11 protein-coding genes, 1 tRNA gene and 1 pseudogene are annotated in these 13,556 nt (G+C 53.6%); 7 read left to right on the forward strand and 6 right to left on the reverse strand.

Annotated features, from left to right (window positions below):
- Nucleotides 1-42 precede the first annotated feature (42 nt).
- On the forward strand, nucleotides 43-1,887 hold the full coding sequence (gene rpoD / locus AC4OVU_RS18730) for an RNA polymerase sigma factor RpoD (protein ID WP_491928765.1): 1,845 nt from the start codon (nucleotides 43-45) through the stop codon (nucleotides 1,885-1,887).
- 101 nt (nucleotides 1,888-1,988) lie between these two features.
- Here rpoD and mug read toward each other — a convergent pair whose 3' ends face one another.
- On the reverse strand, nucleotides 1,989-2,495 hold the full coding sequence (gene mug / locus AC4OVU_RS18735) for a G/U mismatch-specific DNA glycosylase (protein ID WP_017384024.1): 507 nt from the start codon (nucleotides 2,493-2,495) through the stop codon (nucleotides 1,989-1,991).
- 124 nt (nucleotides 2,496-2,619) lie between these two features.
- On the opposite strand from mug, the gene AC4OVU_RS18740 reads away from it, so the two are divergent.
- Nucleotides 2,620-2,695: transfer RNA gene (locus AC4OVU_RS18740), tRNA-Ile, on the forward strand.
- Nucleotides 2,696-3,148: 453 nt separating this feature from the next.
- On the opposite strand, the gene AC4OVU_RS18745 is transcribed toward AC4OVU_RS18740, so the two are convergent.
- Both AC4OVU_RS18745 and AC4OVU_RS18750 read right to left on the reverse strand, forming a co-directional pair.
- On the reverse strand, nucleotides 3,149-3,613 hold the full coding sequence (locus AC4OVU_RS18745) for a hypothetical protein (protein WP_017692646.1): 465 nt from the start codon (nucleotides 3,611-3,613) through the stop codon (nucleotides 3,149-3,151).
- Nucleotides 3,591-3,983 carry a polymorphic toxin type 44 domain-containing protein gene (locus tag AC4OVU_RS18750; RefSeq protein WP_110292532.1) on the reverse strand — a complete coding sequence of 131 codons (393 nt, stop codon included), beginning with the start codon at nucleotides 3,981-3,983 and terminating at the stop codon, nucleotides 3,591-3,593. Before AC4OVU_RS18750 ends, AC4OVU_RS18745 begins: the two co-directional genes overlap by 23 nt.
- Nucleotides 3,984-4,189: 206 nt before the next feature.
- On the opposite strand from AC4OVU_RS18750, the pseudogene AC4OVU_RS18755 reads away from it, so the two are divergent.
- Together AC4OVU_RS18755 and AC4OVU_RS18760 are read left to right on the forward strand one after the other, a co-directional pair.
- Nucleotides 4,190-4,369, forward strand: a pseudogene (locus tag AC4OVU_RS18755) (type VI secretion system tube protein Hcp); the annotation flags it as partial.
- Nucleotides 4,370-4,690: 321 nt separating this feature from the next.
- Nucleotides 4,691-5,860, forward strand: coding sequence for a coiled-coil domain-containing protein (locus AC4OVU_RS18760; protein WP_015571915.1), 1,170 nt, complete (start codon nucleotides 4,691-4,693; stop codon nucleotides 5,858-5,860).
- Here the strand turns inward: AC4OVU_RS18760 and AC4OVU_RS18765 are convergent, their stop codons facing one another.
- Nucleotides 5,861-6,625, reverse strand: coding sequence for a siderophore-interacting protein (locus AC4OVU_RS18765; protein WP_017692642.1), 765 nt, complete (start codon nucleotides 6,623-6,625; stop codon nucleotides 5,861-5,863).
- Nucleotides 6,626-6,770: 145 nt separating this feature from the next.
- Here AC4OVU_RS18765 and AC4OVU_RS18770 point away from each other — a divergent pair, with 145 nt between their 5' ends.
- A complete protein-coding gene (locus AC4OVU_RS18770; RefSeq protein WP_017382401.1) occupies nucleotides 6,771-7,265 on the forward strand; it encodes a PadR family transcriptional regulator in 495 nt (164 codons plus the stop codon).
- Here AC4OVU_RS18770 and AC4OVU_RS18775 read toward each other — a convergent pair.
- Together AC4OVU_RS18775 and AC4OVU_RS18780 are read right to left on the reverse strand one after the other, a co-directional pair.
- Nucleotides 7,262-8,821 carry a methyl-accepting chemotaxis protein gene (locus AC4OVU_RS18775; RefSeq protein WP_284965204.1) on the reverse strand — a complete coding sequence of 520 codons (1,560 nt, stop codon included), beginning with the start codon at nucleotides 8,819-8,821 and terminating at the stop codon, nucleotides 7,262-7,264. The two genes, AC4OVU_RS18770 and AC4OVU_RS18775, sit on opposite strands and share 4 nt — an antisense overlap.
- Before the next feature lie 239 nt (nucleotides 8,822-9,060).
- Entirely contained in the window at nucleotides 9,061-10,581 is a 1,521-nt protein-coding gene (locus AC4OVU_RS18780; RefSeq protein WP_015571918.1) for a methyl-accepting chemotaxis protein, read from the reverse strand.
- A 422-nt stretch (nucleotides 10,582-11,003) separates the two neighbouring features.
- On the opposite strand from AC4OVU_RS18780, the gene ygjG reads away from it, so the two are divergent.
- Nucleotides 11,004-12,383 (forward strand): putrescine aminotransferase, encoded by a 1,380-nt coding sequence (gene ygjG / locus AC4OVU_RS18785; RefSeq protein ID WP_020480128.1) that lies wholly within the window; start codon nucleotides 11,004-11,006, stop codon nucleotides 12,381-12,383.
- A 602-nt stretch (nucleotides 12,384-12,985) separates the two neighbouring features.
- Nucleotides 12,986-13,528, forward strand: coding sequence for a fimbrial protein BcfA (locus tag AC4OVU_RS18790; protein WP_017382405.1), 543 nt, complete (start codon nucleotides 12,986-12,988; stop codon nucleotides 13,526-13,528).
- The last annotated feature ends 28 nt before the right edge of the window (nucleotides 13,529-13,556 follow it).

Genomic DNA, 13,556 nt, shown 5'->3' on the forward strand with positions numbered 1-13,556 from the left:
TCGCCGACACCAATCAAACGAATTAAGTGTGGATACCGTCTTATGGAGCAAAACCCGCAGTCACAGCTGAAACTTCTTGTCCAACGCGGTAAGGAGCAAGGCTATCTGACCTATGCCGAGGTCAATGACCATCTGCCGGAAGATATCGTCGATTCAGATCAGATCGAAGATATCATCCAAATGATCAATGACATGGGCATTCAGGTGATGGAAGAAGCACCGGATGCCGATGATCTGTTGCTGACTGAAACCTCCAACAACACTGACGAAGATGCGGAAGAAGCTGCTGCACAGGTCCTGTCCAGCGTGGAATCTGAAATCGGGCGTACCACTGACCCGGTCCGCATGTACATGCGCGAAATGGGTACCGTTGAACTGTTGACCCGCGAAGGCGAAATTGACATCGCAAAACGCATCGAAGACGGGATCAACCAGGTTCAGTGCTCTGTTGCCGAATACCCGGAAGCGATTACCTATCTGCTGGAGCAGTACGATCGCGTTGAAGCGGAAGAAGCGCGTCTGTCCGATCTGATCACTGGCTTTGTCGACCCGAACGCTGAAGAAGATATGGCGCCAACCGCCACTCACGTCGGTTCTGAGCTGTCTCAGGAAGAGATGGATGACGACGAAGACGAAGATGAAGAAGAAGAGGACGACAGCAGCGACGATGACAACAGCATCGACCCTGAACTGGCGCGTGAGAAGTTTGCCGAGCTGCGTACCCAGTACGAAGTGACGCGTGACACCATCAAAGCGAAAGGCCGCAGCCATGCCGCCGCTCAGGAAGAGATCCTGAAGCTGTCTGAAGTGTTCAAACAGTTCCGCCTGGTGCCAAAACAGTTCGACTACCTGGTGAACAGCATGCGCGTGATGATGGATCGCGTACGTACCCAGGAACGTATCATCATGAAGCTGTGCGTTGAACAGTGCAAAATGCCGAAGAAGAACTTCATTACCCTCTTCACCGGCAATGAAACCAGCGAAACCTGGTTCAACGCCGCTATCGCGATGAACAAGCCGTGGTCTGAAAAGCTGCACGACGTGAAAGAAGACGTACAGCGCGGCCTGCAAAAACTGCATCAGATTGAAGAAGAGACCGGCCTGACCATCGAGCAGGTGAAAGACATCAACCGTCGTATGTCCATCGGTGAAGCGAAAGCCCGCCGTGCTAAGAAAGAGATGGTTGAAGCGAACTTACGTCTGGTTATCTCTATCGCCAAGAAATACACCAACCGTGGCCTGCAATTCCTGGATCTGATTCAGGAAGGCAACATCGGTCTGATGAAAGCGGTAGATAAGTTTGAATACCGTCGTGGTTACAAGTTCTCCACCTATGCTACCTGGTGGATCCGTCAGGCGATCACCCGCTCTATCGCAGACCAGGCGCGCACCATCCGTATTCCGGTGCATATGATTGAGACCATCAACAAACTCAACCGTATCTCTCGCCAGATGTTGCAGGAGATGGGCCGCGAGCCGACGCCGGAAGAGCTGGCTGAACGCATGCTGATGCCGGAAGACAAGATCCGTAAAGTGCTGAAAATCGCTAAAGAGCCAATCTCCATGGAAACGCCAATCGGTGATGATGAAGATTCGCATCTGGGTGATTTCATCGAGGATACCACCCTCGAGCTGCCGCTGGACTCTGCCACCACCGAGAGCCTGCGTGCCGCTACGCACGACGTGCTGGCTGGCCTGACCGCCCGTGAAGCCAAAGTGCTGCGTATGCGTTTCGGTATCGACATGAACACCGACCACACGCTGGAAGAAGTGGGTAAACAGTTTGACGTTACCCGCGAACGTATCCGTCAGATCGAAGCGAAGGCGCTGCGTAAGCTGCGCCATCCGAGCCGCTCTGAAGTGCTGCGTAGCTTCCTGGACGATTAATCGGTCCTGAAATGAAAAAGCTCCCAATCGGGAGCTTTTTTTTGTTTATTCCCTCTCCCTGTGGGAGAGGGTCAGGATGAGGGCATCAAGCCGCAGAGGAGCTAAAGCCCCCTCACCACCAGCGCCTCATCCAGTTCCCGATACGCCTCCACCAGCTTGTCCAGCGTCGCCCTGTTCAGCCCGCTCGGGTTTGGCAGCACCCACACCTGCGTTACGCCAATGGTAATGTTCTGCTTACCCCAGCTGGCGCCGCGCTGGCTGAACGCCTGCTCGTAGGCCTGCTTGCCGAGGATCGCCAGCGCCGCGGGCTGATAGTCTTCAATTTTCGCGATCAGCTCACGCCCGCCAGCGCGCAGCTCATGCAGATTCACTTCGCTTGCCTGTACCGTGGGTCGCTCGACCAGCATGGTGATGCCACAGCGCGTATCCAGCAGCTGCTGCTCTTCTTCCGGCTTAAGCTGTTTGTCGGTAAAACCGGCCTGGTGGATCACCTTCCAGAAGCGATTTCCCGGATGAGCAAAGTGAAAACCGGTGTGCGCCGATGACTTACCCGGATTGATACCGCAGAACACCACCCGCAGGCCAGGGGCCAGAATATCGTTGATCATCTCTACTCCTGTCTATGCATCTTAAGGTAAGTATAAAGGATTGATTATGCGTTGTTTATAAAAACAGCAGGCAGGTGTGAATGGCTGGATTGCTGAGGGGAGTTACTTTATAATTCACCGCCACGGCCCCTTAGCTCAGTGGTTAGAGCAGGCGACTCATAATCGCTTGGTCGCTGGTTCAAGTCCAGCAGGGGCCACCAAATACAGCAAGGGCTGGCGAGGAGTTACCCACCAGCCTCTTTTTTCCAGGGATATGCCGGGGATATTCCAAAAAATTAACCATAGTGTTTTATAGTTAATTTATTACCGTTCATACACTCCTGGATCTAATCACCTTCATGCAGTAACCACTATTGCAAGGGTATGAATGAAACGGATCTTCATCACTGCTTCGGTTCTGCTTGCCCCCCTCAATAATGCTTATGCTGGCTGTTCTGCTGCCAGCTTTGCGGCGTGTTCTTCCCTGGCAACATCAACCGGGTCACGTCCACGTCCCAGCCACTGGCCGGGCGGGGCAATCACCCTGTTCGAACCCGGTGGACAACCACAATGTACTTCTGCCCCATGAACGGCTACGGGTACGCCGTGAAAACTTACACGCGGCTCATCGGATCATTGACCCGACCGCAAGGGATTTTTAAATAAATATTTATCTATCGACTAAATTTCCCCTTGTCCCAGCTCTCGCCACGGGCCGTTAAGTCAATTGACGGCGCGGCCGCTATTCCCTCAGCATCATAAAAAAATGCGGACGTTGTAAAGCTGTACACAGTGCCGTGAACAGTAAATGAGATATTGTTGCCTATGCCTTCAACTTTTGCGCGGGCGGTATTCGCTGTAAGCGTGGGCGCGATATGTTGTTTTTCGAGAGCCACCAGCGGATCACCGTCAATCTTACTCGCTAAAAAATAACGATACACTTCCCCGGTGGTCATGTTCGAGCCGTCATACTCAGTAATGTATAACCAGGTCCGGGGCGTGAGCTGGCGAACTTGATATAGCCGATCACTAACAGTTAAACGCTGTATATGTTGGAAATAACAGTACCCCGCGACCGCCAGGGCCATAAGAATAGTGGCGATCCAGTGCAGCGTCCTAAAAGTGATGCTGTTTAACATAGTCGATGCCTTGCTTTATCCAAAATTGGTCAATCGGATCACCACCAAACGGCGGGGTCCCCGTGAAATTACCCCATTCGGGTCTTGATGTGCCGGCTTTCCACTGCGCCGCGCCGGCAGCAATAAGCAAAATCTTTGCAGGGATGCACGCTGCATAACCCACAGCGCCGTAATGGAAATTCCCGAAGTCAGCATAAGCCCGTTTATGTTGTTTGTAATCCCACGGCCCGCCGTTTCTTACTCGCTCATAAAACCACGTATACGTAAGCGGGGCGGCCATATTCTGGACTTCGTGACGCGCCCGCGCGAGCCTTATGTGTTCGCGCAATATCTCCAGCCCGCGGGGTGGATAAATCGGTATACATGCCATCGTTCTTCCTTTCTGCCAGGCAAAAAGGGCAACATAAGAGCAATAACGGTAATGCGTACTGCTGAAGATCAATTTATTAATTTTATTTGCAACATCAATAAGTAACGAAATTAAATAACACGAACCTATAACACAATTTGTATCACCTGCGATCCGTATTTAGTCATTAATGAGGGTTTACCCTCAATGGAAATGGAGTTTTAAAAATGGCTATTCCTGCTTATCTATGGCTTAAGGATGATGGCGGCAACCCGATTAAGGGATCTGTGAATGTTCAAAATAGAGAAGGTAGTATAGAGATCCTCTCTTTTAGTCACGGCTTGTTAGTTCCGACCGATAACAACACCGGCAAGATAACCCGGTTCCAGCTCTCCGCACTTCTTATACATTTGGGATATTTTAATCATGCTTAATGCTGTTAAGCATTCTCTGGCAGTTATTGCGGCGTACCGCTGCCGCTGCACGCCTCCAGAACCCCAAATTTTCGAGTTTCTCGGTTCACGCATTCAAAAGTGAACTCTAAGGTCACATTTAACCCCGTGCTCCCCGTTCCAGAAGGAAGATTCAATAACTCTCACTCTTTCACAAACCCTAAAAACTAAAGAAATCCCCCATCGCGCCGATCATCATCCGTGTGTATTATTTCCTGTAGCTTTTACAACAACTAACCTTAACTCAAATACTTAAGCTCCAGAGCGAAAGGCATCATGAGCACACCGATCAAACGGCTAGAAATCATTAAAAATGCCATTGAGCTGGAAGATGACGACATCATCCGGAGCCAGCTGAAACGTCTCAAAGAGGAAGCCTTTGACGATGAACTCCTGTCCATCGTCGCGGCGCTTGAGCAGAAAAATTATACCGCAGCCCTTCGCGCTATCACCGCCTGGCTGCAAAGCCAGCGCGCCGTTACCCCGTGGCGTGACCCACAGCTGGCGGCCAGCAAGCTGGAGCTGAAAGCCCTGGAAGAGCGTCTGCGCGATCTGATTGATCGCCGTAACGCCCGGGTACAGCAGCTAGATGAGTTCAACGATCTCTATTTCTCCCGCCTCGGGCCGTTGATGCAGCAGATCCTCGCCCTGCGTAAAACGCTGGCGGAGCTTAACCTGCGTCGTCAGCAGGCGGAGACGCGTCGTCGGGAAGAGGATTACCGCCGCTGCCAGGACTATATGGCGCAGGCCGTAGAGGTTCTGACAACGCTCACCCGGCGCTGGCGAGATCTGCCTGCGGATTCCGTTCAGGCGGCAGAGGCGCGCAAACATCTTCAGCAGCAAAGCAATCTGATTGCCAACCTGCTGGCCGAAGCAATGGAGCTGGAGACCGGTTTAACGCGTGAAGAAGAGCCGGCACGTCAGGCGCGCGATGAGGCCAACGAAGAGTACAAGAAGTATCGCGAACAGCATCATGATGCCGAAGTTCGCCTGCGTAAAGGCAAGGATCTCTCAGAAGAGGATCGGAACGAGCTGAAGCGGCTCTGGCGTCAGGCGAGCAAGCTATGCCACCCGGATCTGGTTGCCGATGATTTAAAAGAGGAAGCCAACAGGATGATGGTGCAACTCAACCAGGCCAAACAGCGCGGCGACGTGAAGGCCATTCGCTCGCTGGTCGCCCGTCTGCAACAAGGATTCGAACCAATGATGGCGAGCGACAGGCTGAACGACCTTGAACGTATTCGTAAAAAGATGGCGCAGGTGCGTGAGCAAATCGACACCCTGGTGAACGAGCTGGCAGAGCTGGAGAAGGAAGAGTCCTGGCTGCTCGTCTCGTCGCTCAGCAATATGGAAGCCTACTTTGCCCAGCAGGAGAAAGCGCTGAAAGAGGTATGCGCCTCGCTCGAACATCAGGTGAGCGAAGCGCAGCTGGATCCCGCTGCCTGATTATTTGGCGTGCCAGTACGCGCTGGCACGCACCAGCTGCGGGTCAATTGCGTCGCTTTCAAACTGACGGCTCAGGCGTTTCACCACCTTCCCCTCCCCGGTCAGCCAGATAAAGTAATCCTCTTCCGGCACGGCCAGCGCGGCAAGATGGTCGGCCATCGCCTGCTCGTTGTGGCCGATAACCCAGGTGATGTTGAACCCGCTCAGGTGTGCCAGATAGTCCTGATACGCCGCATCGCCCACGGTGACGATGGCGTGGATCGCCGGGCGAACAGGCAGTTTTGCGATGCCTTCTAAACGGCGGCGCAGCGCGGGCATCCCCGACTCGTCGCACACGTACAGCTGCCAGGCGTAATCTTCCGGCACCACCAGCGAACCGCGCGGCCCGCCGATGGTCAGCTTGTCGCCCACCTTAGCCTCTACCGCCCAGTTGCTGGCAATGCCGCCATCATGAACGAAGAAATCGAGCGCCAGCTCATGTTTTTCGTCATCGTACAGCGGGGTATAGTCACGTGCCTGCGGACGCGTGCCGTCGCCCCAGTCGATGCCTTCATCGGTCACCACAGGCGGCACGAAAGTGGTGCCCGGTGCCGGGAAAAAGACTTTGGTATGGTCGTCAAAGCCGCGAGAGCTAAAGCCCTCCAGCGCCTCGCCGCCTAGCACAATGCGCTGAAATCCTGCGCTGACTCGCTCAGTGCGCAGCACGTTCAGCTCACGAAAACGCAGGTCATTGCGGACACGTTGAGGGTAACGGGTAGATGCCATGTTGATGCCCTTCTCAGGTGAATACGATATATCGGAATGAATTTTTAATGATAATGATTGCTATTAACTAAGAAATCAAGATTTTTTAGATTACATCTGAATATATCTTAGATATAGTTTAGATATATCAAATTGAGGGAAAAACATGCGACACGAACACGACGGCGGCGGACGCCGGCCACGATTTTTTGGTCATGGCGATTTGCGGCTGGTGATCCTGGATATCCTGACCCGCAACGCGAGCCATGGTTACGAGCTGATTAAAGAGATCGAAAACCTGACGCAGGGACATTACACGCCTAGCCCTGGCGTGATCTACCCGACGCTGGATTACTTGCAGGATCAGGCGCTTATCACTATTACCGAAGAAGAGAACGGCCGGAAGCGGATTGCGATTAATGCCGCCGGACAGCAATGGCTGGATGACAACCGGGAACAGCTGGAGCAGATCCAGACGCGTATCAAGGCGCGCTCCGTCGGGTTCCAGCTGCGCAAAAACCCGCAGATGAAGCGGGCGCTGGATAACTTCAAAGCGGTACTGGATCTGAAGGTTAATCAGGGAGAGCTCAGCGACGCGCAGTTGAAACAGATTATCGGCGTGATTGACCGCGCGGCGCTGGAGATCTCCCAGCTGGATTAAGCCAGCACGCCGTCGCTCACGCGGAACACCCGGACCAGCTCTTTCAGGTGCATCGCCTGTTCGTTAAGGGATGCCGCCGCCGCAACGGACTCCTCCACCAGCGCGGAGTTCTGCTGGGTGGTGGCGTCTATCAGGCCAATCGCGCTGTTGATCTGCGAGATGCCTTCCGTCTGTTCATGGCTGGCCTGGCGAATCTCACGCAGGATTACGTCCATCTCCTCCACGTTGCCGACCATGCCGTTGATAAGCCCGCTGGCTTTCTCCACAAGGTTCATGCCGTCCTGCGTCTGGCTTGTGGAGCTTTCAATCAGCTGGCGGATCTCACTCGCAGATGTTGCACTTTTCTGCGCGAGCTGGCGTACCTCGCCCGCCACCACCGCAAAGCCGCGACCATGCTCACCCGCGCGCGCCGCTTCGACCGCCGCGTTTAGCGCCAGAATATTAGTCTGGAAGGCAATGGCGTCGATCAGGTCGATAATGTCGGACATCCTGTTCGATGTTCCGTTAATCAGGCGCATCTTGCTGGTGACCTGCTTCATCATCTCGCCGTTGTTTTTGACCACGGCAGCCGCATCGGCAGACAGGTTCGTCGCTTCTCCGGTGTGGGACGCGGTGTTCTTCACCGTAGCGGTGATCTGCTCCATCGACGCGGCCGTTTGTTCAACGGAACTGGCCTGCTCCTCCGTGCGGGCAGCCAGATCCTGGTTTCCCGCGACAATCTGCGCGGCGGCGCTGGAGATGTTTTCCGATCCGGTTTGCACCTGCTGCACAATCTCCAGCAGGCGCGTTTTCATCTCCATCAGTGCGGTGAGTAGCAGTCCGGTTTCATCTTTACCGTGCGAGATAATGCTGCCGGTGAGATCGCCATCGGCAATGGCCTCCGCAAAATTCACCGCGTCGTTCAGCGGTCGGGTAATGGATCGCACAATGAACCAGCCAGTCAGGCTGGCTGCCGCGACGCTGAAAAGCGTAATCAGGACCAGCAGGAGACGATTGGTGCGGAAATCGCCTTCCACCTGCTCGCCCGCACTCTGCATTTCATGGTCCTGGATCGCAATCAGCGCCTGCACTTTCGCTTTATAGGACTGTTGCAGATTCAGGGTGTTGGTCATCATTTCGTTTATCGCGCCCGCACGGTCGTTATTCTGCACGGCCTGCAAAATGCGGTAGCGCGAGTCAAGATATTGCTGGCGTACGCCGTGGATATCGGCCAGCACCTGTTGGGATTTTTTATCCTTGAGAGCGTTGTCCAGCTCGCTCAGGATTGAGGAGATGCGCTCGCTGATCGCCTTCAGACGCTGCTCTGATTGCGCCGTGTACGTCCCCTGTTCGTCCAGCAGCATGAGCTGCTGCGTGCTTATAAATTCCTGGAAGTTGTCGATTAACTGGTTCGCTTTTACCGTCGTTGGATAGTCGCTGGTAAGGATGGTTTGCATTCCATTGTTTGCCCGATTCAGGCTCATCAGAGACAAGCTTGCGCTGACGACCATCAGGACAATAAATAATCCAAACGCCAGAAATAATTTCGTGCCGATCTTTACGTCATGTATGAACATATTTACCCCATCGATGTGATTATTTCTCAGACGATCGCTGTTATCGACAGGAAACACGCTAACTTTATGACTTTGATCGTTTTTTTATTTTTCACTCTCAATGAATCTGGATTGTAACAATTAAAAACCGGGCGCTTTTTTTAGTTACTTAATATTTCATTAACAACATAACTTATTCTGAAAAACAAAAAAGCCGTTTATCCCGGAGGAATAAACGGCTTTATCGAAGCATACATTTCTTAATGCAGCACGGTAACCGCATCTTCAAGGCGTCCGGCCCGGTGCTTAACCATCGCGGAAATCTGCGCGCTCTCTTCGACCAGGTCAGCATTTTTCTGCGTAATGCTGTCCAGCTCTGCCACAGCACGGGTCAGCTCTGTCAGGCCTGTCGCCTGCTCTGAGGTGGCGTGACTGATCTGCGCGATGAGCTGCGTGACGTTTTTCACCTGCTCGACAATATCATCCATAGTACGTCCCGCGGCGTGGACCTGCTCGGCGCCCGACTGCACTTTGCTGGCGCTGGCGTCGATCAGCTTGCGAATATCGTTAGCCGCGTTCGCGCTGCGGCTGGCAAGATGACGCACTTCGCCCGCCACCACCGCAAAGCCTTTCCCCTGCTCGCCCGCGCGTGCCGCCTCAACCGCAGCGTTCAGCGCCAGAATATTGGTCTGGAAGGCGATGTCATTGATAAGCGAGGTAATAGAGCCAATGCGCTGGGTACTGTCGGCAATGTCATCCATGGTTTTCACCACGGTCTGCATCACGGTGCCCCCCTGCGTGGCCGCGCTGCTGGCGGCCATCGATAGCTTGTCGACTTCGGCTGCGGTCTCAGAGTTACTCTGCACCGACGCCGCCATCTGGTTCATTGTTGCCACGGTCTGCTGCACGTTAGCCACGGTCTGGCGCGTGCGGTCGTTGAGATCTTCATTGCCCTGCGCCAGCCTGTCGCTGCCGTCGCGCACGCTCACCACCTGGCTGGAGACGTCGTTGATCAGCCAGCGGCACATCAGCCCCAGCTGTCCGACGGCCCGCAGCGTTAGCCCCAGTTCATCGCTGCGGTTAAGATGCTGCACGCTGTTACGCTCTCCGGTAGCGACCCTGAGCGCCTGCCGTGCGACGTTTTCCACCGGGCGGACAATCTGTTGCTCAAACACCAGGGTGCCAAGCAGCATCACCACGGCTGCCGCCACCAGCGAAGCCCAGCCCGCGGCACTGGCAACAAGCGTTGCGGCCATCACCGCGAAAAGTACCGCCATTACGCTACGCACGCGCCAGCGCAGCGGCATCGCCGGTAGTTTGCCGAGCCAGCCTTTGCGCACCACCAGCCCTTTATGAATGCGTTTTTTGCAGCGTCCTTCGTTGAGCGCCTTATAAAGCGGCTCCACCGCGGCGACCTCGTCCTGCGTGGCGCGGGTACGAATGGACATATAGCCCGTCATCTGGCCGTTACGCACCATTGGTACCGCATTGGCACGTACCCAATAGTGATCGCCATTTTTACGTCGGTTTTTGACAATCCCGCTCCAGGGTTCGCCCTTTTGCAGCGTGTACCACATGTCGGCAAAAGCCGCTTTCGGCATATCCGGATGACGCACAATGTTGTGCGGTTGCCCGAGCAGCTCCTGGAGCGTAAAGCCGCTCACTTGCACAAAGGTGTCGTTAGTGTGGGTCATGTAGCTGTGGAGGTCGGTGGTCGACATAAGCGTGGTGTCATCGTCCAGCGGATATTCATTCTGGGTGACATAGTCAGGAGAGGACATAGTGAGCATCCCTTGCAGGTTATTTGAATGTTAATTTTGTGGCTTATGTTTTTTCGGCGATAAAAAATTTATCTTTAGTTGTTAAATATGATTGAGATCGCAAATCTCGGTTAAACCGCACTTTTCGTACGTTTTTCTAATTAATTGATTTAAAATACTTTCGGCATGAAACTACCTACAAAGCATGATACCCCGGTGCACACTTAAGGCGCATTCCCTGCCCTGGAGCAGTGCAATTGACGACACCCCATCCCCGGCTCGTTATCCCTTATCCCGTGCGGCGCGCGATGGCATGATTAAATATTGTGCAACTTTGATTTCACCTGGCGTTTATCCCGATTTTTGTTAAGGCATCTGAGGTGGCGTAATCCCTGCAATACTTAACTCAGTATCATGTGATACGCGATCCCCGGGAGCATATTTTGAACAGGTTACCTTCCAGCGCCTCGGCTCTTGCCTGTACCGCGCACGCACTGAATCTCATTGAGAAGCGAACGCTTGATCATGAGGAGATGAAACAACTTAACCGTGAGGTCATTGATTACTTTAAGGAGCATGTGAATCCAGGTTTTCTGGAGTATCGCAAATCTGTTACCGCCGGCGGGGATTACGGAGCCGTAGAGTGGCAAGCGGGCAGTCTGAATACGCTTGTCGACACCCAGGGACAGGAGTTTATCGATTGCCTGGGTGGTTTTGGTATTTTCAACGTGGGGCACCGTAATCCAGTTGTGGTTTCCGCCGTACAGAATCAACTTGCGAAACAACCTCTCCATAGCCAGGAACTGCTCGATCCGCTTCGCGCCATGCTCGCGAAAACGCTGGCAGCCTTAACGCCCGGTAAGCTGAAATACAGCTTCTTCAGCAACAGCGGCACCGAATCGGTCGAAGCGGCGATTAAACTCGCCAAAGCGTACCAGTCGCCGCGCGGGAAATTTACCTTTATCGCCACCAGCGGCGCGTTCCACGGGAAATCCCTGGGCGCTCTGTCGGCGACCGCTAAATCTACCTTCCGCAAGCCGTTTATGCCGCTGCTGCCGGGCTTCCGCCACGTGCCGTTTGGCGACATCAACGCCATGCGCATCGTGCTGAGTGAATGCCGTAAAACCGGCGACGACGTGGCGGCGGTGATCCTGGAGCCGATTCAGGGTGAAGGCGGCGTGATCCTCCCGCCGCAGGGCTATCTGCCCGCCGTGCGTCAGCTGTGCGATGAGTTTGGCGCGCTGCTGATCTTCGACGAAGTGCAGACCGGGATGGGGCGCACCGGCAAGATGTTCGCCTGCGAGCACGAGAACGTTCAGCCGGACATTCTGTGCCTGGCGAAAGCGCTCGGTGGCGGCGTGATGCCGATTGGCGCAACGGTCGCCACTGAGGAGGTCTTCTCGGTGCTGTTCGATAACCCGTTCTTACATACCACCACCTTTGGCGGTAACCCGCTGGCCTGTGCGGCGGCGCTGGCCACCATCAACGTGCTGCTGGAGCAAAACCTGCCCGCGCAAGCGGAGCAGAAAGGCGACATGCTGCTGGACGGCTTCCGTCAGTTGGGCCGGGAATATCCGGATCTGGTACAGGATGCGCGCGGGAAAGGGATGCTGATGGCGATTGAGTTCGTTGATAACGAAACCGGTTATAGCTTCGCAAGCGAGATGTTCCGCCAGCGGGTACTGGTGGCGGGAACGCTTAACAACTCGAAAACCATCCGCATTGAGCCACCGTTGACGCTTACCATTGAGCAGTGTGAGCAAGTGCTGAAGGCGGCGCGTAAAGCGCTGGCGGCATTACGTATTGCCGTAACATCCGCCTGAACATTTATTTTTCCTGCCCTTTTAGCAGTATCAGGGCGATATGCAAAGAAATCCCTGGGATACGCCAGGGATTTCTTTATGCAGTCAGACTGAGGAATAATGTGCATAAGTGCAAACACGGTTCATCATATAAATTTAAAATATTTCTTTATGTAATATCAGATTGTAAAAGCAGCCGGATAATAACACCACCGCATTCCCAACGCATGTCCGAATAATGACAGCCGTAACGTCTTGCATTATTAACAAAACCACGATGACATTCATCGCAGACATTAATAAAACCGACCAGCGAATAGAAATGCGGTTCTGACGGCGTGCACTATCATTCAAACAAATAAATTATGAGTTAATTTTATATTTAGTAAAACTAATAAAACATCAACCCATTATCACATTGATATAATATTATTTAATCCGTAGAATCCCCTCATTCATCAGCGCAGTGGCGGATGATATAAAACCAGTAACAACGCCCTGGGTAAAAATAATATATTAATCTAAAAACATATCCTATACCACTGCCTCGAAAAAAGATTCACATGACATTGTGAATATATTATTTCAATTGACAGCATGATGTTTATCTAAAAAGGATTTGTATGAAAAAGCAAGTTATAGCAATGGCTGTTGCCGGCGCGCTGGCTGGTGGCATGGCAATTAATGCGCAGGCCGATACCGTTACCGTTTCCGGCGGGACCGTCAACTTTGTCGGCCAGGTGGTAAACGCCGCCTGTTCCGTCGCGGCTGACTCCGTAGACCAGACCGTTACCCTGAGCCAGGTGCGTACCGTCAAGCTGACAACGGTCGGCATGCAGGCCAACCAGAAAGAAGATTTTAAAATCGTTCTGGAAGATTGCGACGCCACCGTTAGCCAGAATGCCGCCGTGATCTTTAACGGCCAGCAGGACCCTGCTGTAGAAGGCAGCCTGGCGAACACCGCTGGCGCAGGCTCGGCCAAAAACGTTGCGCTGCAACTGTTCGGGCCGGACGGCCAGGCGCTGAACATTGGCGATACCTCCTCCAACGTTAAGCTGATCAACGGCGAAAACATCATCCCGCTGAGCGTGGATTACGTGGCCACAGGCGCGGCCGAGCCGGGCAACGTCTCCTCCGTCGCAACGTTCCAGATGGTTTATTCCTGATTCGTTAGCCGATCTCGCTTCTTCGCCT

It is taken from the genome of Enterobacter sp. 6722112 (assembly GCF_058661685.1).